General features: G+C 64.5%; 17 protein-coding genes and 3 pseudogenes. 11 read left to right on the forward strand and 9 right to left on the reverse strand.

What is annotated here, in order from left to right; all coding sequences use genetic code 11:
- Positions 1-325: 325 nt before the first annotated feature.
- A pseudogene (locus KEC45_RS01960) lies at positions 326-664 on the reverse strand (integrase core domain-containing protein); the annotation flags it as partial.
- A gap of 152 nt (positions 665-816) precedes the next feature.
- On the opposite strand from KEC45_RS01960, the pseudogene KEC45_RS01965 reads away from it, so the two are divergent.
- A pseudogene (locus tag KEC45_RS01965) lies at positions 817-2,113 on the forward strand (IS110 family transposase).
- Between the two features lie 209 nt (positions 2,114-2,322).
- Here KEC45_RS01965 and KEC45_RS01970 read toward each other — a convergent pair.
- Positions 2,323-3,155: pseudogene (locus KEC45_RS01970) on the reverse strand (IS3 family transposase); the annotation flags it as partial.
- A gap of 291 nt (positions 3,156-3,446) precedes the next feature.
- Between KEC45_RS01970 and KEC45_RS01975 the strand changes: the two are divergent.
- Both KEC45_RS01975 and KEC45_RS01980 read left to right on the forward strand, forming a co-directional pair.
- Positions 3,447-5,606 carry a TonB-dependent receptor gene (locus KEC45_RS01975; protein WP_252171426.1) on the forward strand — a complete coding sequence of 720 codons (2,160 nt, stop codon included), beginning with the start codon at positions 3,447-3,449 and terminating at the stop codon, positions 5,604-5,606.
- On the forward strand, positions 5,606-6,232 hold the full coding sequence (locus tag KEC45_RS01980; RefSeq protein WP_252171427.1) for a hypothetical protein: 627 nt from the start codon (positions 5,606-5,608) through the stop codon (positions 6,230-6,232). The genes KEC45_RS01975 and KEC45_RS01980 overlap by 1 nt, the downstream gene beginning before the upstream one ends.
- Here KEC45_RS01980 and KEC45_RS01985 read toward each other — a convergent pair whose 3' ends face one another.
- A complete protein-coding gene (locus tag KEC45_RS01985) occupies positions 6,233-7,186 on the reverse strand; it encodes a dipeptidase (RefSeq protein WP_252171428.1) in 954 nt (317 codons plus the stop codon).
- 140 nt (positions 7,187-7,326) lie between these two features.
- Between KEC45_RS01985 and KEC45_RS01990 the strand changes: the two genes are divergently transcribed.
- Together KEC45_RS01990 and KEC45_RS01995 are read left to right on the forward strand one after the other, a co-directional pair.
- Entirely contained in the window at positions 7,327-8,118 is a 792-nt protein-coding gene (locus KEC45_RS01990; protein ID WP_252171429.1) for a phytanoyl-CoA dioxygenase family protein, read from the forward strand.
- A gap of 185 nt (positions 8,119-8,303) precedes the next feature.
- Positions 8,304-9,956 carry a DUF885 family protein gene (locus KEC45_RS01995; protein ID WP_252171430.1) on the forward strand — a complete coding sequence of 551 codons (1,653 nt, stop codon included), beginning with the start codon at positions 8,304-8,306 and terminating at the stop codon, positions 9,954-9,956.
- Positions 9,957-9,991: 35 nt separating this feature from the next.
- Here KEC45_RS01995 and KEC45_RS02000 read toward each other — a convergent pair whose 3' ends face one another.
- From KEC45_RS02000 to KEC45_RS02025, 6 genes are all read right to left on the reverse strand, one after another.
- Complete coding sequence (locus KEC45_RS02000; RefSeq protein WP_252171431.1) at positions 9,992-11,215, reverse strand: dipeptidase; 1,224 nt, start codon at positions 11,213-11,215, stop codon at positions 9,992-9,994.
- Between the two features lie 77 nt (positions 11,216-11,292).
- Positions 11,293-11,967 carry a nitroreductase family protein gene (locus KEC45_RS02005; protein ID WP_252171432.1) on the reverse strand — a complete coding sequence of 225 codons (675 nt, stop codon included), beginning with the start codon at positions 11,965-11,967 and terminating at the stop codon, positions 11,293-11,295.
- A 10-nt stretch (positions 11,968-11,977) separates the two neighbouring features.
- Positions 11,978-14,104, reverse strand: a complete 2,127-nt coding sequence (locus KEC45_RS02010) for a M3 family metallopeptidase (protein ID WP_252172058.1) — start codon at positions 14,102-14,104, stop codon at positions 11,978-11,980.
- Entirely contained in the window at positions 14,104-15,282 is a 1,179-nt protein-coding gene (locus KEC45_RS02015) for an alpha/beta fold hydrolase (RefSeq protein WP_252171433.1), read from the reverse strand. The genes KEC45_RS02010 and KEC45_RS02015 overlap by 1 nt, the downstream gene beginning before the upstream one ends.
- 108 nt (positions 15,283-15,390) lie before the next feature.
- On the reverse strand, positions 15,391-15,969 hold the full coding sequence (locus KEC45_RS02020; protein ID WP_252171434.1) for a TetR/AcrR family transcriptional regulator: 579 nt from the start codon (positions 15,967-15,969) through the stop codon (positions 15,391-15,393).
- A 31-nt stretch (positions 15,970-16,000) separates the two neighbouring features.
- Positions 16,001-16,594 carry a hypothetical protein gene (locus KEC45_RS02025; protein WP_252171435.1) on the reverse strand — a complete coding sequence of 198 codons (594 nt, stop codon included), beginning with the start codon at positions 16,592-16,594 and terminating at the stop codon, positions 16,001-16,003.
- A 128-nt stretch (positions 16,595-16,722) separates the two neighbouring features.
- Here KEC45_RS02025 and KEC45_RS02030 point away from each other — a divergent pair, with 128 nt between their 5' ends.
- The 6 genes from KEC45_RS02030 to KEC45_RS02055 are packed head-to-tail and all read left to right on the forward strand — an operon-like array spanning position 16,723 to position 24,804.
- Positions 16,723-18,090 carry a sodium-dependent transporter gene (locus tag KEC45_RS02030; RefSeq protein WP_252171436.1) on the forward strand — a complete coding sequence of 456 codons (1,368 nt, stop codon included), beginning with the start codon at positions 16,723-16,725 and terminating at the stop codon, positions 18,088-18,090.
- Between the two features lie 47 nt (positions 18,091-18,137).
- Positions 18,138-19,391, forward strand: coding sequence for a sarcosine oxidase subunit beta family protein (locus KEC45_RS02035; protein WP_252171437.1), 1,254 nt, complete (start codon positions 18,138-18,140; stop codon positions 19,389-19,391).
- The gene (locus KEC45_RS02040; protein WP_252171438.1) at positions 19,391-19,666 is read left to right on the forward strand and encodes a sarcosine oxidase subunit delta; all 276 of its coding nucleotides are present in this window, start codon (positions 19,391-19,393) and stop codon (positions 19,664-19,666) included. Before KEC45_RS02035 ends, KEC45_RS02040 begins: the two co-directional genes overlap by 1 nt.
- Positions 19,663-22,503, forward strand: a complete 2,841-nt coding sequence (locus KEC45_RS02045; RefSeq protein ID WP_252171439.1) for a 2Fe-2S iron-sulfur cluster-binding protein — start codon at positions 19,663-19,665, stop codon at positions 22,501-22,503. Before KEC45_RS02040 ends, KEC45_RS02045 begins: the two co-directional genes overlap by 4 nt.
- Positions 22,493-23,005 carry a hypothetical protein gene (locus tag KEC45_RS02050; protein WP_252171440.1) on the forward strand — a complete coding sequence of 171 codons (513 nt, stop codon included), beginning with the start codon at positions 22,493-22,495 and terminating at the stop codon, positions 23,003-23,005. Before KEC45_RS02045 ends, KEC45_RS02050 begins: the two co-directional genes overlap by 11 nt.
- Positions 23,002-24,804, forward strand: a complete 1,803-nt coding sequence (locus KEC45_RS02055; RefSeq protein WP_252171441.1) for a DUF885 family protein — start codon at positions 23,002-23,004, stop codon at positions 24,802-24,804. The genes KEC45_RS02050 and KEC45_RS02055 overlap by 4 nt, the downstream gene beginning before the upstream one ends.
- Positions 24,805-24,807 lie beyond the last annotated feature (3 nt).

Genomic DNA, 24,807 nt, shown 5'->3' on the forward strand with positions numbered 1-24,807 from the left:
TGGTAATGAGAGTAAGTCGTGCCATCCTGTTTTTTGGCGCTGCGGCGCTAGCGCAGCCGCCTCTCGGCGCAAGCGGGCATGTCCTCACGATTCCCGCGTGCGGCGGCCAAAAGGTCCGACTTTTGCAAATCCCTCCCGACCCTGACGATCCCGTCAGAGGTCCAGATTGCGCAAAGGTCTGCCATTCACCAGCCGAACGGCGTGAGCGGTCTGCGGCTGGCAAACGCGCATGTAATTGAAACTTCGTGTGTTGATTTCGGTGAATCCGCGCATCGGCTGGGGAGGTTACCCTGACCGGCCCCCACCGAGTGGTCCGCGGGGATTGTTAGTGCATTGACGCCTCCATCGCCATTGTTGGCCGTAGGTGGAGCGAAGCGGAACCGGAGGGCGACACTGGCGATGGAACGGCCTCCGGCGCGGGTGGTCGATATCCCAGCGAGCCGTGCGGCCGGACGGTGTTGTAATGTCGTCGCCATGCCTCGATCAGGATGCGGGCTTCGGCGAGCGAGTAGAAGATCTCGCCGTTGAGCAGTTCATCGCGCAGTGACCCGTTGAAGCTCTTGCAATAGCCATTCTCCCATGGCGATCCGGGGGCGATGTAGAGCGTCTTCACGCCGACCTTCGCCAGCCATTCCTGCACCGCCGTCGCGATAAATTCCGGGCCATAGCACATTGGGAAGCTGCCTATTGGAGGGCCGCAATGCCTTGATGGGGACAAGGGCGCGTAGCGCCCGCCGGCTTCATCAAGGCAGTCATGACCGGCCAGCAGGTCTCTAAAGAGAAGTTGTCGACACAACCTTTGGAGGCTGACCGATCATGACCAAGCTGCATTCTACGCCACCCGACGCCGTCCTGGTAGCCATCGATATGTCGAAGCACCGCCAGGAAGTTCTCCTCGAACGACCGGAAGGCGGCCGCCGACGCCGTATGACCGTCATGGCGACGAAGGCGGACTATGACCGGCTGGCTGACGATCTGACGGCCATCGGCAGGCCCGTGATCGTCGGCTTTGAAGCAACCGGCAACTATCACCGCACGTTGGCGCATCGCTTGCTGTCCGCCGGGTTCGAGCTTCGCCTGATTTCGTCGGTCGCCTTGGCCCGGACACGCGAAGCGCTGCACAATGGCTGGGACAAGAATGATTCCAAGGACGCTCAGGTAATCCTGCATATGCTGAAGATCGGGGCGACGCAGCGCTATGTCGATCCGCTGGCTGCGGGCATCAACGATCTGCAGGAGATGTCGAAGACCCACGAAGCCATTTCCAAGGCGAAGACCCAGACCTGGCATCGGATCCTCACCCATTATCTGCCGCTGTATTTCCCGGAGATCGAGCGTTTCGCGGGCAATAGCCGGTCCGACTGGTTCCTGGCGCTGATCGAACGATTCCCGACGCCGGGCAGCATCACCTCGATTGGGCGCGAGGCTTTCACCGAGCAGGTCTGGCCGCTGATCGGCCGCAAGGTTTCCAAGGCCCGGGTAGTCAACGACATTTACGAGACGGCCTGTGCATCGATCGCGCTGCCGATCGACGAAGATTCCACGGCGGTCGCCATGTTCCGTATGGTTATCGCCCAAGCACGCACCCTGATTCAGCAGCGCAACGAGATCGAGCGGATTGCCCATCACGCGCTGGCGACGAACAGCGATTATCAGCTCCTGCGTATGATCCCCGGCATCGGGCCGATCAACGCCCTGACGATCCTGGCCGAGGCCGGTGACCTGCGGCGTTTCAGCCACCATCGCCAGTTCCTCAAGTTCTGCGGCCTCGACCTCGCCACCTACCAGTCAGGGATATTTCGGGGGCGGACCAAACTATCAAAGTACGGCAACGCTCGGCTGCGACGCACCTTCTGGATGGCCACGCAGGTCGCGATCCGACAACCCAACAACAGCTTCCGCGACAAGCTCTCCCGCTATGTCGACGGCCATGCCAGCGATCCCGATCGCCGCCGCAAGGCAATGACCGCTCTCACCGCCAAGATGGCGCGCGTCGTGCACGCCGTCATCAAGACGGGAACCGAGTACCGCCCGTTCGTCGAACGGGCGGACACCAGATGGAAGGACCCCTCTCTGCTGTGCCGTGAGGGCGCTACGGCGACCCTGTAGATAATGTTCGGGCCTTCCATCTGGCATGCGTATCTCATTTTAAGGACGGTGAGGACCACGATCCCGAGGATCGATGGATCCTGTGTTTGCTATGGCCGAGAGCGCCTTCCTTGACGATGGAAGCCATCTGGATCATAAAATCACCAGCGCCGATCACCTTCGGCGCAACGAGACCTGCTGGCATTTTCCCGCTACGCTTTCCCAACATAGGACGTTGTCAGACCGGATATGCGCCGGCGGACCGCGGGTGACGAACAGTTCGGCCAGCGCCGCGAGCACGTCGTCGCTCTTGAGCTTGCGCGCCACCGGCAACGCCAGGCACTCCCGGCTCGCCTCGTCGATGATCGACAGGATCCGGTATTTGCGACCGTCATGCGTCCGCCCTTCGACGAAGTCGTAGGACCAGACGTGCCCGGGATACTCGGGTCGCAGCCGGATACATGATCCGTCGTTCAGCCACAGCCGCCCGCGCTTCGGTTGCCTTTGCGGTAACTTCAGCCCCTCGCGGCGCCAGATACGCTCGACCCGCTTGCGGTTCACATGCCAGCCCGCATCACGCAGCAACGCCGTCACTCGGCGATAGCCATAGCGACCATATTGCCGGGCGAGCGCAATGATATCCTCGGTGAGAGCGGCTTCGTCATCAGCCCCGCGGGGCACCTTGCGCTGTGTCGATCGATGTTGCCCGAGCACACGGCAGAGCCGTCGCTCGGACACCGGCATCATCGTCCTGATGTGGTCGATACAGCGCCTGCGGCGCGCGGGGCTCAGAAGTTTCCCCGGGCAGCTTCCTGCAGGATCAGCTTGTCGAGCGTCAGGTCCGAGATCGCGCGTCGAAGCCGCTGGTTCTCCTTCTCCAGATCCTTCATCCGGCGCGCCTGGTCGGTCTTCAGACCGCCATATTCCTTGCGCCACCGATAATAGGTCTGCTCGCTGATCGCGATCCGACGGCACGCCTCGGCGGTCGTAGCGCCCTGCGCCAGCACAACCTCCGCTTCACGCAGCTTGCCGATAATCTCTTCCGGGCGATGCTTCTTGGCCGGCATTCATAATCTCCTTCGTCGTCCAAAATATCATCAATTTTGGACCACTCAGAAGGGGGCAGATCACTCGCGGAACGCTAGAAGGCATCGTTGCAGCTCAGGCGTGTTGCGAGCGTGTCCCAGACCACACACGCCGCGCATCACGTCAATTACAAGACACGGGTGTATTGACTTTGTCAAGATTTGGAGGCATCGTCACGATACAGGAGTGTATCGGAGCCTGAACCAGGTTGCACCTGTTCAGGCCCACGACTGCGTTCGCCACTCGGTGTGCCTAATAAAGGGGGGGTTGACATGACCAAGAGCAGTTCATTGCGACACGCTTTCTCGTTCGCCGCCGTGTTGCTGGCGAGTACGGCGGCGGTATCTCCGGCGCTCGCGCAGGATGCAGCGACTCCCGCCGATCAGGCCGACAAGGACGACGACGCCAACGCCTCGACGATCGTAGTCACCGCCAACCGGCGCAGTGAAGTCATCTCCGAGGTGCCGATCGCGATCACGGCCATCACCACCGAGGACATCAAGCGTCGCAATGCCTTGAGCATGGATGACTTGCAGGCGGCCGTCCCGGGCCTGCGGCTCGTGGACATCGGCCCCGGCTCGCAGCGCATCCAGCTGCGCGGCGTGTCGCAATATCTGGGTCAGGCGACGGTCGGCAATTACGTCGACGAATTCTCGGTGACCAACCTCGGTCCGCAAGGCGTGGCCGAAGTGCAGCTGCTCGATCTCGAACGGGTCGAGGTGTTGCGCGGTCCGCAGCCCACGCTTTACGGCGAAAGCTCGATGGGCGGCACGATCCGCTACATTACCGCGCGGCCCGATCTCGACGAATTCTTAGGCTCGGTGACCGGCGAACTCAGCACCACCAAGAGCGGCGAGGAAGGATACCGCGCAGAAGGCTTCATCAACGTGCCGATCGCGCCGCGCGTGGCAGCCCTGCGCATTTCAGTCCAACACCGCGACGTGGGTGGCTGGGTCGACAGCCCCATTGCCGATGACTATAATGATCGCCAGATCACCACCATCCGCGGCAAGCTGCTAGTCGAACCGAGTCCTGACTTCTCGGTCAGCGCGACCGTGCTCTACAACGAATCCAAGCAGGACAACGTCAGCTTCTCGCTCGACGGCCTTACGACCGCGCAGACCACGCTGACCCCGTCTTCGCAGGATTACCTGCTCGGCTATCTGGAGGCGAGTTATGATTTCGGGCCCGTAAATCTGCTGAGCGTGACAGGCTACATAGACCAGTCGAGCTTCGCTCGCCGCGACATCGGACCCTTCTTTAATACGCTATTCGGCTTTCCCGCTTTCACGCAGGTGTTTTCCGATGCGGACGGCAATTTCAAGCGCTTCTCGCAGGAACTGCGCCTGACTTCCGACAGCAGCGGCAGCTTCCGTTACCTGATCGGCGGCATTTATGCCGAGGGCAAGGGCACCGGTCGGGCGTTGTCGACCTATCGGCCCGCGCCAATACCGGCTTTCGGAATCTTCAACGACAGCATCGCGAGCCGCACCAAGAGCGAGACGTTCGCGATCTACGGCAACCTCGAACTCGACCTAGCCGATTGGCTGACCATCGAGGCCGGCGGTCGCTATTTCCGCGAGAAGCTGGATCAGAGCTCGGTGACCACGCAGTTCGACGCCTTGGGCGCGGGCTCCAACCGGGTGATAACGCTCGGGCGCAACGCGACCTTTGACACCTTCAACCCGCGCATCGCGATCACCGCCAAATTTGATGATTCGATCATCTATGCCTCTGCGGCCAAGGGCTTCCGCTCGGGCGGGTTCAACCTCAACCCCGCGGCTCCCAATCCGACCTTCGATCCGGAAAGCCTTTGGACCTATGAAGCGGGGACCAAGCTGACGTTCCTCGGAGGCGCAGCCTATATCGAGGCGGCTTTGTATTACCAGGACTACACCAGCATCCAGTCGACCAACGTCACGCCGCTCGGTGCAACGGCAGTGTTCAACTCTGGCGCGGCCGACGGCTTCGGCTTCGACCTTGCTCTAGTCCTGTCCCCGAGCGACAACTTCCAGTTCAGCGCCAGCCTTGGCCACAATGATGTGGCCTTCGCCACGAATGCTATCGACAAATTTGCCGGAGATCCGCTCGATCTGGTTCCGCCCTATAACATTTCGGTGGCCGCCGACTGGACCCCGCGCGTGTCCGACAGCTTCGACCTGCGCGTCCACGCCGACCTTAACTACGTGGCCGAGGCGGCAATTATTCTGCGACAAATCGGAGCGCTCGGCTTTGATACAGTCGCCCCCAACCAATCCCGAGTGCTGATCAACAGCCGCATCAGCGCAGATTTCGGCGCATTCGAGGTCTATGCCTTCGGCACCAATCTGTTCAACGAGCTGAAGGAGGTAAACCCGGATTTCGGCTCCTTCGTCGAGCCGATCTTCACACAGCCGCGCACCATCGGTGTCGGTGTGAAGGCGAACTTCTGATGGCTTGGGGGGCAAGCCTCCAGTGTGCGGCGGTGGGGGCAGCCGCCCTGTTGCTTGCCTCCCATCCTCTGTCGGCGAGGTCCGGGGCGGACGAGACTCCCGCGCCTCGGCCGGTCCAGATCCACTTTGTCGATAATTTCACCCAGACCTTCGCCGTCCCGCCCGAGTTCCTGTGGGCCGAGCTGAAGCGGATGTATATCGATGGCAACAAGTATCGCGATCTCGGCTTTGCGATCGAGGTGCTCCCGCCCACGCCCGAGGCACCGCTGGGCGGGACCATCGTCTCGCAAGGTGAAGGCAAAACCATCGACCGCCGCATCGCGCTGTTCACCGCGATCGACGATACCAGGCGCTTTCTCGCGCTGCGGGTAATCTACAGCACGGGGATTGCCGCCGAGGTCAGCTATGACGTGCGCGAGGCTCCGGGCGGATCGCTGGTGCAGCTCATCGTCCATGCCCAGCAGCCGATGCCTGCCACGGCCACAACGCACGATGCCGCGGCCGTGCGGCGCGAGGCCGAGGCCCTGACCACGTTCCACTACGATCAGCTGGTGACGATGTGGGCAGCTGAAGCGCAGCGGGTTGAGGCGCTGTACCGGGCAGGCGCCGCCCCAGCGCCGCGCTAGTCAGCGCCACACAGCGCGCGCAACCCGCAGCCAGTTTTCGCCAAGAATCTTGTGCACCGCGCCGCGGTCCGCGCAGCGGCCGAGCAATTCGGCAGCAATCGCGCCGATCTGCTGCGGCCCGATCATCGAAGTGGCATTTTCAAGGCTCGCCGCATCGGGGAAGATTTTCGGCATCGCCGCCAGATAATCGACGAGCTCCCGCTTGTCGAAAACGTAATCGAGCCCCAGGCCGACATGGCCGGTGCCGACCAGCGACGCGACGTGTTCGATGTGATCGACCAACCGCGCGACGCTGGCCGGGCCGTCGCCAAGGAAGGTACCGATCCCGTTGATTCCGACGACCCCGCCGGTTTCGGCGCATGCGCGAACCAGGTCGTCGGCAATGTTGCGATAATGCGCGAAGACCGCCGCAGGGTTGGAGGGCGAGAAAATGACGGGCGCGTCAGCTTGTTTCATCACCTCCATCGCGGTGCGATGCCCGGCGTGGGAACAGCAGGCGATCATGCCGACCCTGCGCATTTCGGCGAGGACGCGCTTGCCGTGGTCGGTCAGGCCTCTGTCCGCATCCTCGGTGCAGCGCGATCCGGCACGGTTGACGGCATTATACGCGACCAGCATCCAGCCCACCCCGGCCTCGCGCCACGGTTCGATCAAAGCCTCGCCGCTCTGGTCGAGCGGGGCCATGCCCTCAACGTCGAAAAACACGGCGAGCTCACCCTCGGGCCGTGCGAACTCGATATCGGCCACTGTCCGCACCAGTCGGCAAAAATCGCCAGTGCTCCTCATCCAGCAGGTCAACCCTGCGATCATCGCATCATGTTGCTCCAGCGGCACCGGGCCAAACCCGACATTGACGCTGATCACGTCCACGCCGGCCGCCGCAACGTCCCTCAGCCGCGCAAAGAAGTCGTGATCGTTGGGTCTGAGCGGCAGGCAGGCGTGATTGTTCCACACCAGCGCATCGCGGACCAGTTCCTCGGCTTAGGCAAAATCAGGCATCATTATCTCCGCAGCATCGCCGGCCGGCGCTGGAACTCGGATGATTGATAGTTACGATACATATGTGTATCGTTCAACCCGGAGAGGGAGGCGCCATGGTTTACGATGAGATGCTGCGAAAATACCGAGCCGACGGCGTTGTCCATGTGCCGCAGGTTCTCCCGCCCGAATGGGTGGCCCGGCTTGCCGCCGCGACAGACGTGGCGCTCGCGAGTTCGCCCGATGATGCCGAAATCTACGAGGGCACGCGCTCTGCACCGCTTTCCTACGGTGAATTGCAGGTCTGGAAGCGGCTGGAGGCATTTCGCGAAGCGGTGCATGAAGGCCGTCTGGCGCGGATTGCCGCAGGCCTGATGGGGTCAGCTAGCGCGCGCTTTTACTACGACCAGTTGCTGGTCAAGGAGCCCGGCTCGGTCCGCCGCACGCCGTGGCATCAGGACATCCCCTACTGGAAAGTTGCGGGCGATCAGATCTGCTCGATCTGGCTCGCGCTCGATCCTATTCCTGGCCGGGCCGCGCTGGAATTCGTGCTCGGCTCGCACATTTGGGGGGAACACAATCCGCAGCACTTCATGGACGCATCACCCTATGCAGGCACCGGACTTGCTGCGCTGCCTGATATCGAAAGCGATCGTGCCGCTTATGACATCCTCGCCTATGACCTTGCACCGGGCGACGCGCTGATCTTCCATGGGGCAATCGTCCATGGTGCGCCGCCTGCCGACCAGTCGGGCCGGCGCCGCGCTTGGTCGACGCGGTGGCTGGGCGATGATGCTGTCTTTGCCGACAAGCCAGGCGAGCGGGCCTTTCCGGCAGACGAGACCGGGTTGGTGCATGGCCAGGCTTATGCAGGGCCCGACTATCCGCTGATTCACGGGAGAGCCTGAGGAAAATGGAAAAGATGCGCCATACGCCGATGCAGCATCGCCGCTGGCTTCGCTGGAGCCTTGTAGCCGTTCTCGCGACTGGCCTTCCGGCCTGCGCTGCCGCCGAGGCAGGCGGGCCTGGATCGGTCCCAGCGCTGGCGGGTGCCGTATCGCCCGCACAGCAGGTTGCCACCCTGCATGACGAGATGGTGGCGGCGCTGCGTCCTTTCGATGGGGCGGTGCGAGGCCTGCTTGGCGATCCTTTCGTCATCCTGCCGCCTGATACGCTCGAGCACGCGCAGAGTGTGGCGGCGTTGGGTGCCGGTTTCCGCCAGCGGCTCGAGGCCTTACCGACCGACGGCCTTTCCGAAGCTGACCGGCTGACCCGCGATTATCTCGTGGCGTTGGCCCGCGGCATGGAGGATCACCCGCAGTTCTGGCTCTATTCCTTCCCGATCACGCCCTATGCAGGCGGCTGGAAACACAACAGCTACCGCCAGCAGGCGATCGCAACCCCGCTCGCGAGTGAAGAGCAGCGCGAGCACTACCTTGCCGCGCTCAAGGCCTATGCGGCGTACATTCGCTCGCATGCGGACAAGCTCGCTTTGCAGGCTGGACGCGGTATCCGGATCGCGCGCCCGGCGATCCCCGGCGCTCGCCGGGTTGCCGCCAATCTGGCTGCCGCCTCAAGCGGGTTCGTGCCCGACGATGCCCGGCTTGGCGCGGCCAGTCCCGAGGAGAAAGCCGCCTATCGCGCCGAAGTAGCGGCGCTGGTCGAGACCGAAATCGCTCCGGCCTTCACGGCGCTCGGCGCGGTGCTGGACGATGACTATGCCGCTGCCGCCCCCGAGCGCCCGGGCCTGATGTGGCAGGAGGGCGGCGCCGATCACTATGCCCGGCTCGCCCGCCTGCACACCGGCACCGACCTGTCCCCGCAAGAGATCCATGCCATCGGCCAGCATATCCTGCGCGATGCCCTAGCCGAGCTGGCCCAGATCAAGCAAAGCGTGGGTTTCACCGGCTCCGACCGCGAATTTGCCGCGCTGGTCGATGCCGATCCGCAATTTGCCGCGTCCACGCCAGAAGACGTCGAGGGCCATTTTCGCCGGGCGATGGAGCGGATCGAGCCGGTACTGCCGAGCTATTTCTCGCTTTTGCCCAAGGCCCCCTACGACGTCGAGCGCGCGCCGCGGAACATCGAAGAGGGCATGACCTTCGGCTTTTACCGTTCGCCCACGCCCGATAATCCGGTGGGGGCCTATTTGTACAACGGCTCGGCGACGGCGACGACGTCCTATGCCAATGCCGCGGCGCTGATATATCACGAACTGCTGCCCGGCCATCACTTTCAGATCGCGCTGCAACTGGAAAACAAGGACTTGCCGCTGCTGCGCCGGGGAAATTCCTTCACCTATCTAAACGCCTATGTCGAAGGCTGGGCTGAATATGCAGCTGATCTCGCCGACGAGATGGGCATGTATGCCTCGCCCTACGAACGCTTCGGGCGGCTCTATTCGAAGATGTTCCTCGCCAACCGGCTGGTGGTCGACACCGGGCTCAACGCGCTCGACTGGACCCATGACCAGGCGCGCGCCTTCATGAAAGCCAACACCTTCGCCTCCGGTGCCGAGATCGAGAGCGAGCTGCTGCGCTATTCGACGGACATCCCGGGCCAGGCGCTGTCCTATGCGATGGGTCAGCGCGAACTGCTGCGGATGCGTGACGAGGCGCGCGCCGCACTAGGAGATCGGTTCAGTTTTCCCGCGTTCCACGCGGCGATTCTGTCACCCGGATCGTTGCCGATGGACCTGCTCGATGCGCATCTTAAACGATGGCAGGCGCAGCAGCGCGCCGACTAGAGCACTCCGCGCATGGCTTGCGCGCCATCGCCCGATCATTCGGATGCGGCCTCGTCCATCGTGATGGTGGCGAGCGAGGGCGGGCGGCTGGCCTGGAGCCGTGCAGCGGCCTGTTCGGCCTCGCGCATCACGCGCAGGAAATTGCCGTTGGCAAGGGCGGCGAGGTCAGGCTCGCTCCAGCCGCGGCCACGCAGTTCTGCGATCAGCGCAGGATAGCGCGACACGTCCTCGAGCCCCTCGGTGACGTCCGGCGGCCCTGCACCGAAGAAGTCCCCGCCGATCCCGACATGCGCTTTGCCGGCGATTTTCGCGACATGCTCGACATGGTCGGCGACGTCCGCGATGCTCGACATCGGCGGTTTTCCGTATTCCGCGCGGTGGGCTTCCAGGACGGCGCGGAATTCCGCCTCGCTCGTGATCTTAGCGATCTTCTCTTCGAGCGGCTTGTCGTGCCGGCGCCGGGCCTCGTTCACGTAGGGCGGGACGAAAGTTACCATCACGATTCCGCCATTCGCGGCGACCCGCCGCAGCACGTGATCGGGCACGTTACGGGGGTGACGGGTGAGGGCAAAGGCCGAGGAATGCGAGAAGATCACCGGCGCCTCGGCCACATCGAGCGCGTCGTTCATCGCATCGGCCGATACGTGTGACAGATCGACCAGCATGCCGAGCCGGTTCATCTCGCGCACCACTTCCTTGCCGAAGGGCGTCAAACCTCCGTGCCGAGGCGGCCAGGTGGCGGAGTCCGCCCAATCATGTCCCGCCGAATGGGTGAGCGTGGCGTAACGCACTCCCAGATCATAATAGGCGCGCAGCACCGCCATGGAATTGGCAATGGGATGCGCGCCCTCCATGCCGAGCAGCGACGCGATCCGTCCTTCGGCGCGTGCCTTCTCGATATCGGCGACGGTTAAGGCCAGGGCGAACTCGTCATATCCGGCGATCATCCGCCGGGCGATGTCGATCTGTTCGAGCTGGTACCGCACCGCCTCGAGTCCGCTGAGGCCCGAGGGCACATAGACCGACCAGAACTGCGCTCCCACATTGCCTTCGCGCAGCTTGGGAATGTCGGTGTCGCCGTCGCCCTCAGCCCCCAGATCGATCTTGCCCAGATCGCCGCCGGTCTTCTCGCGCAGCACGAGGGGGAGGTCATTATGCCCGTCGATGATCCAGATTTCGGGATCGTCTCCTCGCACCTGCTGCGCGCAGAGCATGCCGGGAGCAACGAGCAGGCTGCCGAACAGGGCCGGTGCCATCATCCCGAATAGCTGCCTGCGATGTGCATTCCAGGTCATTGCGAGACTTCCCTTTCGTGAGGATTGGTACGGGGACGTTCTCAGATGAACGAGAAGATCATCTCGAGCGGCTTCTTGTTGAGCGCGTGCAGCGGCACGGTCGCCGCTTCGGCCGGATAGCCCACCACCAGCAGCAAATAAGGCTTCTCGCTTTTCGGACGCTCGCAAAGGTCGTTGAGGAAGGTCATCGGCTTGGGCGTATGGGTCAGCATGCACAGCCCCGCGTGATGCAGGGCAGCGATCAGAAAGCCCATCGCGATGCCGACGGATTCGGGAACATAGTAGTTCTGCCGCTCGCCATCCTCGACAATCCCGCCCTTTCGCTGTCCGAAAATGGCGATGATCCACGGGGCATGCTCAAGATAGGGCTTGTGTGCGTCCGTGCCGAGCGGGGCGAGTGCGTCGAGCCATACCTCGCCCGCCTTGCCGGCGTAGAATTCGCGCTCCTCCTTCTCGGCCAATTCGCGCAGGACGCGCTTCTTATCGTCCGATCCGATCGCGCAGAAATGCCATGGTTGGTGGTTGGCTCCGCTCGGGGCGAGGCCGGCCGTCGCGATGGCGGCCTGGATCACCGCGCGATCGACGGGGCGGTCGGAAAATTCGCGGACCGTGTGGCGCTCTTTCATCCGCGCAAGAAAGGCCTCTGCCTCGCCCAGCATCTCGGCGGGCGGGCGTTCGGCATAGTCCATCAGCGGGATGCAATCATGTTCTTTCATCGCCTGTTCCTCACTCTGTCGCTGCGCCGCGGTCCAGCCCGAAGCGCCGGATCAGTGCCGTCTCGTCGGGCGCGCGACCGTGGAATTCGCGGTAGGCCTGCTCGATCGGCACCCGGTTGGCGCGCGATAGCACGGTCTCGAAATAGTCCTCGCCAACCCGGCGATCATGGAAGCCTTGCGGTCCGCGCAGGAACACCTCGGCAAGGTCGGCGGCGAGGATGTCCGACCACAGGTATGTGTAGACATTGGCAGAATATTCCCGTGACCAAGTATGGAAGGCCGAAGAGGCGCGCATGATCGGATCGGCGGAGGCCGGAAAGCCGCGCTGTGTCAAAAGTTCGCGCTCGAAGGCGTTGACGTCGGCAGGCGGCGTGTCCTGCTGGTGCAGCATCTGGTCGACCAGCGCCATTGCCATGTATTCCGGATTGACGCTGAACACCCGTTCGTATTGCCGCGCGGCCCGCAGCCGCGTGCGCAGGTGTGCAGGCATGGCAAGGCCCGTGCGGTGGTGCGGCAAACGATCAAGTGTGCGGTCGGTCAGCAGCCAGCGTTCGTTGAGCAAGGAGGGCACTTCGACGAAGTCCCACGGCACGGTGAGCGCGGCCGTGCCGTTGTAGCGCGCCGTGCTCGCCAGCATGTGCAGTACATGGCCGAACTCGTGGAACAGCACGTTGGCATATTCGAAGGGGAGCAGGATTTCCTCTCCCGGGGCGGCAGCGGGCGGGCTGGAGTGGAGCGCGATCACCGGCAGTTCGCCCGGCTCGAGATCACCCGCCTGGCGATACTGCGTCGCCCATGAACCCTGCGGCTTTTCAGGGCGAGGACGGATATCGAGATAGACGATGCCGGCTGGCATCCCGCCACGCCGCGCGAGGTAGACCTCGATGTCGGGGCTGACGGTTGCCACGCCGCTCAGTCGCTCAAAGCTGTAGTCGTAGGTATCGCCCGCCGCGGCGAAGAACGCATCGCGCACTGCGGGGAGCGGGAAGTAGCCGGCGATCTCTTGCGCATCGATGCCGAAACGTTCGCGGGTCAGCCGGTCGAGATAGTGGATGCGGTCCCACGGGGCGATGCCATCGACTCCGTCGGCGCTGGCGAGCGTCTGAAGCTCTGTCACCCGGCGCGCATCGGCAGCCATGACCGCGTCCCAGTTTCTCTCGATGATCGACAGCGCGCGGTCGGGGGTGCCGACCATGCGCGCGGCGAGCACGTAATCGGCGTAGCGCGGATAGCCTAGCAGCTGCGCCTTGGCCTTGCGCAGCGCGAGCATCTGTGCGGCAATCGGGCGATTGTCGAACTCGCCCGGAGCCCCGCCGCGATCCATCCACTGCTGCCATACGGCGCGGCGGGTCTCGCGGTCGCGCACGTGGGTCTGCACCGCGAACACCTGCGGGCGCTGGTTGGGAATGGCAAAGGCGCCCGCGCGCCCCTGCTTTGTCGCCAGCGCGGCGGCAGCATCGATCTGCGGCTGCGGCAAGCCGGCAAGCCGTTCCGGCGCATCGAAGAACGTGAACTGGGCGGCAGCCTCGCGGTTGAGGTTCTGGTTGAGCTGGGTGCTGAGGCGGGCCAGTTCAGCCTCGATCTCGGTCAGGCGTGATCGGTCCGCCGCAGCCAGCCCGGCTCCGGCACGCGCCATCGCGGCATAGGTGACCTCGGTCAGCCGTGCCTGCTCTGCATCCCGGATTCCCCCCGGAAGGCCGCGGTAGACTGCCGCCACCCGCGCAAACAGAACCGGATCGCTCAGCGCTTCAGCTTGCGCGGCATCGTTCATCGCCACGAGGCCGGGACCAAGCTTGCGCCATTCGTCGTCGGCGTGGGTGGTGAGATAGATGCGCAGCACCGCCATCAGGCGGCGCAGGCGGCGTCCCGACTGATCGAGCGCGGCAACCGTATTGTCGAAATCGGGCGGAGCAGGATTGGCAGCGATGGCGGCCAACTCGCGGCGGTAATCGGCTACCGCTTCCGGGATCTGGGCGGCAATCGAAGCGGGCGTGGCGCGATCCACCGGAGGCAGGCGCCATTCGCCCTCCCATTGGGCCAGATCGGTGGACGCGGCGTCCGCCGCGACAGCCGGCGCGGATGCGGAGAGCGCGGCAGGTGGCGCGGTTAGCGCGAGTGCAAGCGCCAGCGCCAGCATCACGGCCGGGTTCCCGCTGCAGCCTCGGGAGCGGTCGGCGCGGCGTAGCCGCCCGCTGCAATTCGGCGCAGCACATCGATAGTGAAATCGGGGTGCTCGTAGAGAAAATTGTGGCTCGAATCCTCGGGCGCCACGATCCGGGTCGCGTTGTTCGAATAGTCCATGAAGCGTTCGCGCGCGACCGCATAGAACCGTTGCAGGCGCATCGCCTCGCGCTCCTCGGCGTTGCGGAAGGTCGAGACGTCGGAAATGCCAACCGCGTTCTGAGGCGCGAACAGATAGAGCGGCACCTCGCCCAACTCGCCCTCGAAGAAACCTGTTTCATAGCCGACCGCGGCCATGCCCTGCGGCGTCAGTTCCTGATAGATCGAATGGGCAGCCATCTGGGCGCGCGGGCGGCTGACGAAGTTTTTCTGGATCACATTGTCACGCCCCATGGTCCTCGCGATCTTGCGGTCCAGTTCGACAAAGGCGGGCGGCATTTCGGGTTCGCCCTTGAGTTTCTGGTAATCGATCGCGAAAAGCCCGAGGAACCCGTTCCACCACGGTTCCGAGGACAGCGAGGAAAGCTCTTCGAGGCGCGGGCCATATAGGATTACGTCGGGCGGGGTGGCGTCCATCACCACCAGCGCATGCACGCGCTCCGGCCGCAGACGCGCCATGTTGGCGGCGAGCAGCCCGCCGAAGGAATGGCCCGCGAGCATCACCGGCCCCTTTGCGCCGACCTTGTCGAGCACCTCCCACATCTGCCGTGCCTCGCCCGCGGTCGAGAGCGGGAAGGTCGCTGGGCCGCTCCAGCCCATACCGGGGCGGTCGATCAGCACGCTGCGGTAATCGGCTTTCAGCGCATCGTGGATGAAGCGCATCGAGGTGCCCGGAGCATGGCCGCCGCCAAACAGCACGATGGTCGGCGCGGAGTCGCTCTCGGGCCCTTCTGCGAGGACGTGGAGTTGCTGTCCGTCAACCTCCACAAAGCTTCCGGGTGCCGGATACTTGCGATCCATTTCCGCCACCTGATAAACGTGCACCCCGCTACCGATCGCCATCGCGGCGGCGAGCAGAGCGACGGGGGCGGCGGCCCACCAGCGGCGCGTAGCCAGGATCAGCACGGCTGCGACTGCCGCGACACCGGCAGCAAGGACGAGGCCCGCCCAGTCATTGCTCAGGAACCCGTGCATTGCGCTGTACCCCTCTTCCCTGCTCTCATCGGCGCACAGCATACGATACACATCTGTATCGTGCAATTGTTTGATTGAGTGACAGTGATGGCCAATTGCCAACCTGGCTCAGCTATATCCGAATAGCACCTGCGTGTAGTGTGGTCGCATGGCCAGGCGTTCCTCTGCGGTTTCGCCGAGTTCCAGAGTATAATAGCCGACTTGGTGAAAATAGGTGACCCGCGCCCGCGCTTCGGCCTCGTTGGTGCTATAGCCTGCCTCTAGCAGCAGGTTGGCGATCGCCTTGATCCGTCCCAGATCAACGGTGCGGACGCGTTGGCTTACCGCCTGGTCGATAAGTGCCCATTGCCGGATCGCCGCCTCCAGTCGCGGATCGAACTGGAGTTCTTCCATCCACAGGTCGATCAGTCGCTCCATCCTCTCGCGCGGCGTGCCCGGTTCCGCAAGCCGATCGAGGAAGTGCCGCGCATTCGAGCTTTCCCAGTCGAGCAGCAGATGATCGAGCAGGTCCTGACGGTTCTTGAAGCGCCAGTAGAAGCCCCCGCGGGTCACCCCGAGCCTGCCTGCCAGCGGATTGATCTGCACCGCGCTGATCCCGCCCTCGATCAGCATTTCGCGCGCGGCGGCGATCCAGTCCCGTTCGACCGGCGTGTCCTTATCGTTGTCGGCCCGCGCCTTCGTTTGCATTCACTTTCCGTCGGCGACCGCGCGCGCCATGTCAATCCAGAGCTTCGATGACCGCCTTTTCGCGCTTCATGATCTCCGCGACTTCGGAATTGTGGAAGGCGACATCGGCCTGCATTTTCTCGCGGATGTATTCGGCGGTCAGTTCGCCGCTATCCGGCTTCTTCACGGGCCACTGGGTCTGGATGATGGTCTGGTAGATCGCAGCATCGGTTCCTTCAGGGGTCACCTGGTGGATGACATAGGCGTGCACCGGGTTTTCCAGCACGATCATCAGCGTCAGCAGCCGCGCCTTCTCGTCGATGCCGCTCACCATGATCGTGACCTGCGGGCGGCTGGTGTTGCTGGCGAGAACCCCGCGCACAGCACCAAGCCAAGCTGTCGGATCGTCCGTCACCTGCGACACGGAAAAGCCCTGCTGGCGCATCCGCTCGCCATCGACGTAGAGCCGTTTGAGATGCGCCCACACGACATCGGCTGGCTTTTCGACCCGCATCGCGTAGTGATCGGAGAAAGGCGCGAGAGCGGTTTCGGCCGACGCGGGGGGCGGCGCATCCTCAGCCAGGGCTGGGGCGCTTACGGGCAGCACGACGGCAGCGATCAGCCCGGCAGCAAGACGTAGTGTCATCGCAAAGTCTCCTTGATCCTTCCGCGCAAGTTTTCGATTGCACCTCGCCCCCGGGACATGAATACAGATATGTATCGTGCGGTCAATGCGCGGGGGAGGATGCCGGTGCCGGACTCGGGGCGTAACAGATGAGCGGGGGCGCTGATCCCGATGGCAAGCGCTGGTCGTCGCGGCTTATGTTCCTGATCGCCGCGATCGGCTTTGCGGTCGGGCTCGGCAACTTGTGGCGCTTTCCCTATCTTGCGGGCCAGAACGGCGGGGGTGCGTTTGTCCTGCTTTACATTGCCGCGGTGTTCATCATCGGCTTGCCCCTCGTGATTGCCGAAGTGGCGGTGGGGCGGGCCGGCGGCGCAAACCCTGCCCGGGCATGGCGCAAGGTCGCCGAGATCCAAGGCGCGTCGCCCTGGTGGAGCGTGATCGGCTACCTCGGCATCGTGGCGAGTTTTCTTGTCGTCTCGTTCTATTGCGTGATCGGCGGGTGGACGCTGGCCTTTGCATGGAACGCGGTGAGCATGCTGGCGAGCGGAGGTGGCCCGCTCGACTTTGGCGGACTGCTCGCCGATCCGCTCGCGCTCACGGGGTGGCAAGCCGCTTTCCTTCTCGCCAATCTCGCGATCATCCGGCTCGGCCTTGAAAAGGGGGTGGAGCGGGCAATGGCCGTCATGATGCCGCTCTTGCTGGTGACGCTGCTCGGCCTCCTGGCGTTCGCGCTGTTCCAGCCCGGTTTCGCCCGCGCCGCAACGTTTTTGTTCTCCTTCGACCCCGCACTTGTCACTTGGGACAGCGTGATGAAGGCGGTCGGCCATGCCTTCTTCTCGGTTGGTGTCGGGGCTGCGGTGCTGGTGACCTATGGAGGTTACCTCGGCCCCGAGGAGAAGATCGGATGGCTCGCTGCGATCATCGTCATTGCCCAGACGATTGTCGCGCTGCTCGCGGGGCTGATCATCTTCCCCTTCGTGTTTACCGCCGGGCTCGATCCCTCGGAAGGGCCGACGTTGCTGTTCGTGACCATGCAGGCCGCCTTTGCCGCATTGCCTGGTGGCGCATGGCTGGCGGCGCTGTTCTTCGCACTCGTGGCGATGGCGGCGCTCACATCGAGCATTGCCCTGTTCGAGATGCTGGCGGCGATCGGCGAGGCAAGGGGGATCGCGCGAGGGCGGCTGCTCGGTGGCGCCGGCGCTGCGCTTTGGGTGATCGGGCTCGGCACCGTGTTCTCGTTCAATCTCGCAGCTGACTGGCATCCATTGCAACGCGTGCCGCTGTTCGTCGGGGCCAATTTCTTCGGCGTGCTCGACATCGTGACCTCCGCAATTGCCATGCCGCTTGGCGGCTTGCTCGCCGCGATCTTTGCGGGATGGATTGTGCCGCGTGAAAGCTGGGCGGCGCTGATCGGATGGCCGCAGCAGAGCAAGGCACTGGGAGCCTGGCTGCTGGTCTTGCGTGTGCCCGTTCCGCTGATCCTGATCGTGACCTTGGCAAGGGGATTGATGGGATGAGCCCCAAGACTGTTGCCCGATACACTGGTGTATTGTAGCAATCGGCCATGCGCAGTCCGTCGCCCTTCAACGCATGGTCCCTGATCCAGGGCGGCCTTTCTGGCCAACGTCACTGGCAGGCGCAATGGCGCAAGGCCGAGCCGCGCCGCACCTATGACGTGGTGATCATCGGCGGCGGCGGGCATGGTCTCGCGACCGCCTATTACCTCGCAAGCCGTCATGGCATCCGCAATGTGGCTGTGCTCGAAAAGGGCTGGATCGGCGGCGGCAACACCGGGCGCAACACCACCGTGATCCGGTCGAACTACTTTTACCCCGAAAGCGCCGCTTTTTACGATTATGCCCTGACCCAGTACGAACAGCTTTCTCGCGAGCTCGATTACAACATAATGTTCTCCCGGCGCGGGATGTGGGTGCTGGCCCATGATCCGCACCAGCGCGACAAGATGCGTCATTCGGCTAACGCGATGCGGCTCAACAATGTCGATGCCGAGTTTCACGGTCCCGATGGCGTTTATGCCGCCATCCCCGGTCTCAACCGCAACCCCCGCTATCCCGTGTGGGGCGGGCTGCTGCAGCCGCGCGGGGGCACGGCCCGCCACGATGCCGTGGCCTGGGCCTATGCGCGCGCGGCCAATGCGCTCGGCGTCGACATCGTCGAGCAGTGCGAGGTGACCGGCTTCGACATCGTAGGCGAGCGGGTGCAAAGCCTCCGCACCACGCGCGGCGATATCGCCTGCGGCAAGATCGGCGTTGCGGTCGCGGGGCATTCGAGCGAAATCGCGAAGCTCGCCGGACTGGAACTTCCGATCCAGTCCTATGCGCTTCAGGCTTTCGTGACCGAGCCGGTCAAGCCCTGTCTCGACACCGTCGTTATGTCGCCCGCAACCGGCGCCTATGTCTCGCAGACCGACAAAGGTGAACTGGTTCTTGGCGCGGGGCTCGATCTCTACCTGTCCTATGCCCAACGCGGCAACCTGCCATGGATGGAGCGGGCGGCGCAGGGGTTGGTCGACCTGTTCCCGCAATTCTCGCGCCTGCGCTTTCTGCGGCAATGGGCGGGCATTTGCGATGTCACCCGCGATTCCTCGCCCATCATCGATGAAAGCGCGGTTGCAGGGCTGCACTTTAGCTGCGGCTGGGGAACTGGCGGCTTCAAGGCCATCCCGGCAGGCGGCACATGCCTCGCGCACCACCTTGCGACGGGCGAGAAGCACCCGCTCGCCAGCTTCGCCAGTTTCGAACGTTTCGTCACCGGTCACCTTGTCGACGAGGCGGGCGCTGCGGGGATTGCGCACTGATGCTGCGAATCGTCTGCCCCTATTGCGGCCCGCGCCCGGAGAGCGAGTTCCACTGCGCAGGCGATGCCGACCGGCGGCGACCCGAGCCCGAAGCCGGCGATGAGGTCTGGGCGGATTACCTCTATATCCGCGCCAATCCCAAGGGGCTGCACCGCGAACGCTGGGTGCACGCGGCAGGCTGCGGGCAGTGGCTGGTGGTCGAGCGTGACACGGTCTCGCATGAAATCCTCGTCGCAGCCCCGCTTGCCGACCTGTCCAGGGGGGGAGCGGCATGACGGCGTGGCGGCTCGATCACGGGGGCGCGCTGATCGATCGTGATCGCCCGCTGCGCTGGCGCTGGGGTGCGCGCGAACTGGAGGGTTTTGCCGGCGACACTGTCGCATCGGCCCTGCTGGCTGGCGGCGATATGCTGGCGGCGCGCAGCTTCAAATATCATCGCCCGCGCGGCCTTATCGGCGCGGGGCTGGAGGAGCCCAATGTGCTTGTCCAGCTCGGCAGTGGCGCACAGACGGTTCCCAACCTCAAGGCGACCGCCGTCCCGCTTGCCGAAGGACTGACGGCAAGCCCGGTCAATTGCTGGCCGTCGCCGCAATTCGACCTGCTGGCGCTCAACGCCATTATCAAGCCCTTCATTCCGGCGGCGTTCTACTACAAGACATTCAAGTGGCCCGATTGGCACCTGTTCGAGCCCCTGATCCGACGGGCGGCGGGGCTAGGCCGGGCGCCCGGCCTGCCAGATCCCGACAGCTACGAACATGCCTACGAGCGCTGCGACGTGCTGGTGATCGGCGGCGGACTGTCGGGGCTGACCGAGGCGCTCGCGCTTGCCGAACAGGGGCGCGAAGTGGTGATCGCCGAGCATGAGCCGTTCTGGGGCGGCCACCGCCGCGGCGCGCGCTCGCAGGATGATGCGGCGATCGATGATCTGGTGGCGCGGCTTTCCGCCTTCGCCAATGTGCGGATGTCGCCGCGCACGCTGGTGTTCGGGGCCTATGATCACGGCAGCTTCGGTCTTCGCCAGACCTTCGCCGACCCGCTCGCTGAGGGCCCGCGCGAAAAGCTGATCCACCTGCGCTGCGGGCAGACCGTGCTGGCGAGCGGCGCGATTGAGCGGCCGCTGCTGTTCACGAACAATGATTTGCCGGGCATCATGCTGGCTTCGGCAGGTCTCGCCTATCTTTACCGCCATGCGGTCGTGCCGGGACGCCGGATCGGGTTTGCGGTCAACAATGATGCCGGCTGGGAGGCTGCGCTTGCCTTCCTGCGCCGGGGCATTTGCCCGGCCTTCGTAATCGACAGCAGGCCGGGTCTGAATGATCCGGCTGCCGAGGAACTGGCGGTGGCCGGGGTGGCGGTTTACGCCGGTACCCGGATCGAGCGTGCGCTGGGGCACAGACAAGTGAGCGGGGTGCAGGCCTCGGACGCATTCGGCCGGATCGAGCTGTCCTGCGATGCGCTGCTGGTCGCGGGCGGCTTCAATCCGGTGGTCAACCTTTTCTCGCAGGCTGCGGGACGTCTTGGCTGGTCGGACGACCTGGCGGCCTTCCTGCCGCAGGTCGATGGCGTCACCTGGCGCGCCGTCGGGCGTGCGGCGGGCGAGGGTCTGCCGACTGTGCCGCCGATTGCGGTGCCTGATCCCGATGGCAAGCCGAGCGGCAGCATCTGGGTGGATTACCAGAACGATGTGACCATGCGCGACATAGAACTTGCCGCGCGCGAGTCCTTCTCGGCGGTCGAACACCTTAAGCGTTACACGACGCTCGGCATGGCGACCGATCAGGGCAAGACATCGAACGTCAACGGGCTGGCCGTGATAGGTCACCTGACCGGACGATCGCCCGACGCAGTGGGAACGACACGCTTCCGCCCCCCCTATGATCCGGTGACGGTCGGCGCCTTCGCCGGGGAAGCGCGCGGCGAACGGCTCGACATGGCCCGGCGTCTGCCTGCGCATGCCATGCATATAGCGCGTGGGGCAGCGATGATGGATTATGGTGCCTTCCTTCGCCCTGCGGCTTATCCGCAGGTGCACGAAACACTCGAGGCGGCGATCATCCGCGAAGTGCGCGCCGTGCGCCATGGCGTGGGCCTGTTCGATGCATCGCCGCTCGGCAAGATCGAGGTGCACGGGCCCGATGCGGCGGAATTCATGGACCGCTGCTGCGTCGGCACGATGTCGACCCTTGCCACAGGGCGCTGCCGCTACACCCTGTTCGCTGCCGAGACCGGGATTGTCATCGACGACGGCGTATGCGTGCGGATGCCCGACGGCAGCTTCATTCTCGGCACCAGCAGCGGCGGGCGGCACCGTGTGCTCGCCCAGCTGGAGGAATACCTCCAGTGCGAATGGCCCGATCTCGCCGCAGCGCTGGTGGATGTCAGCGATCAATGGGCGGTGCTGACGCTGGCCGGCCCGAAGGCCCGAAGCGTTCTGGAAGGCAGCCGCATCGCGATCGAACCTGGGCTTGCGGCGCTGCCGCACCTCGGCTTTGCGCAAGGCAGCTTCGCAGGCCGGTCGATCAGGGTGTCGCGAGTATCCTACACCGGCGAGACGAGCTTCGAGATCGCCTGTCCTGCCAACCTTGCCGAGGAACTGGCGGTCCATCTGCTCGAGGCGGGCGAACCGGCGGGGATTGTGCCCTTCGGCATCGAGGCGCTCGATGTCATGCGTATAGAGAAGGGCTTCCTGCATGTCGGCAATGAGACCGATGGCACCACCATGCCGCAGGATGTGGGATTTGCAGCCCCGCTCACACGCAAGCGCGCCAATTTCATCGGGCGTCGCGGCGCGCTTATGCCGGTCGGTCAGGAGGCGGGACGCAAGCAGCTGGTGGGCCTGGCGAGCAGCGATGGCCGACCGCTGCCGGTGGGTTCCCATGTCCGGCGTGAGGGTGCGGCCGGGTCTGACGGATGGGTGACCTCCTCGGTACTTTCCCCGACGCTCGGCAGGCCCCACGCCCTGGCGATGATTTCTGGCGGGGAGACGCGGATGGGCGAGCAAATCGTCCTGTGGGATCTCGGCCCTGACAACCGCGGGCGCGAGTTCCGCGCCCGGGTCGTCGCACCCTGTGCCTTCGATCCCGAAGGGGCGAGGATGCGCGATGCGACTTGACCCGGCCTTGTGCGAACGCCTCGTCCCGGGCGAGCTGATGCTTTGCCGCTACGTTAGCTGGCAGCGCGATTGCGGGCTTTCCTCGCCTGTCGCGGGGGCGGGGGCTGCAGCAGGGTTCGGTGTGTTCGAGTCGCTCGGGAAGGGCCACGTGGCGGCGCTTGCGCCCGGTCGCTGGATCTGGATCGCAACCGACGCCGCCGAAGCGCCACTTGCGGCTGCCGGGAGCGTCCGCGCTGATCTTTCGGCATCGGTGGTAGGTTATCGCATGGCGCGTTCTCGGCTCGATGGCTTGCTGCGCCGGCATGCTCCGGCGGCGCTCGATTGCGACTTGCTGGCCCCGGGCTTCCGCCGCATCCGCTTTGCGTCATGGACCATCGAGCTGGCGATCCTGCCCGACCGTCCGGCAATTGCGCTCGTCCCGCGTGACCATGCCGACAATTTTGACGTTCTGGCGTCGGCGCGCCTGGCGCCGGGGCCGGACAGCAAGGGAACATCGCAATGATCCGCACCGCTCTTCCGGCCCTGTTGGCCATGCTCTCGCCGATGCCGGCTGAGGCGGCGGGGGCCGACGCTCCGCGCACGGGTGAACCTTCGCCCCGCAGTGACGAAGCCGGGGCCGAGGCCGTCGGCCGGATCGCGGACGAGACATGGCAATGGGTTCTCGAGAGCGACAATGGCTTGCGCGATGCGGCGGGGCTGCCGTTCAACGGAATCAAGGACATCACGCTAAAAGAGGCCAGGCGCGACGCCGACTTCGCGCGCGGCCGGATCGCCGCGCTGCGCGCGATCGACTCGGCCACGCTGTCGCCTGATGAGGAGATAACCTGGCGATTTCTGCTCAAGTTCCACGAGGATGTGGCGCAGGGGCCGGACAACTGGATCAACGACTTCGCGATCACGCCCTATAGCGGCGTGCTCGGCCTGAGCGGTCTTTTGGAATTCGCCTCCAAGCGTCCCCTAGCGACCCCTTCCGAGCAGGCGGAATACCTGCGCCTGATCACGGAAATCGGCGATCGGCTCGACCAGATGCTGGACCGGACCATCGCCCAGCGTGATGCCGGGATCTATCTTCCCAAACCGGCCATCCCGTCACTGCGCGCGACCTATGCCGCGCTGGCGGGCGGGGTAGAGGCGCGGCTGGTGCCGGGAGCTGATCGCTTGACGGGAATGCCGGCTTCCGAGCGCGATGCATATGTGGCCGAGGCGCGCAGCTTGGCAACCGGCCGTGTTGCCAGGGGCATGGCGGCGATCGCCTCGCTGCTCGATCCCGACTACGAGGCGAAGGCACCTGAGGCCATCGGGCTCGCGCAATATCCCGGCGGGCGCGAACGCTATCGCCGTGCCATTGCCACCTACACGACGATGGAGACCTCACCCGAAGCGCTTCATGCACTGGGGCTTGAGCTCGTCGCCGACACGCAGCGGCGATTGGCCGGCATCCGCGCCGGGCTCGGCTTTAGCGGAACCCAGGCCGAATTTCACCGGATGATCGAAACCGACCCGCGTTTTCGGGTTGCCGACGCGGCCGCGCTGGAGGGTCTGTTCCGCGAACAGATCGCCCGGATCGAGGCGCACATCCCTGACTATTTCGGCCGTCTGCCCAAGGCGGGTTATGACATTCGCCGCATCTCGGCAGCGAGCGAAGGCGGCGTGGCTTTCGGCTACTACGAAAAGCCCTCGAGCGTCGAGCCGGTCGGCCTTTTCCGTTACAATGGCGCGAACCTCGACAAGCGTTCGATGGTGCTGGCTGCGGCGATGAACTTCCACGAGCTGGTCCCGGGGCACCATTTCCACCTTGCCCTGCAGGCGGAGAACGAGCGGCTGCCGGTCATCCGGCGCGAACTCGCCAGCCTCAAGCTCAGCGCCTACAACGAGGGCTGGGCGCAATATGCGGCAAACCTTGCCGTGGAGATGGGTGCGCTGAAGGACCCGTACGAGCATTATGGCCTTGTCGCGCTCGATGCGATGATGGCGGCGAGGCTGGTAGCGGATACCGGGGTCAACGCGTTAGGGTGGAATTTCGCCCGCGCGCGCGATTACCTGGTCGAAAACACGCTGATGTCATCCGAACAGGCTGCCGCCGAAGTGCTGCGCTATGCCACTGATGTTCCTGGGCAGGCGCTTGCCTATAAGCTCGGCCACGAACGCTTCGTCCAGTTGCGCAAGCGCGCCGAGGCCGAACTCGGCCCAGACTTTGATCTGAAGGCCTTCCATGATGCGGTGCTGGCGCCCGGCGCCGTGCCGCTCGACGTGCTGGAGGCCCAAGTGGACATGTGGATCGCCCGGCAGCGCCCCAAATGACAG

The organism is Sphingopyxis sp. USTB-05 (assembly GCF_023822045.1).
In the GTDB taxonomy this organism is placed as follows: domain Bacteria; phylum Pseudomonadota; class Alphaproteobacteria; order Sphingomonadales; family Sphingomonadaceae; genus Sphingopyxis.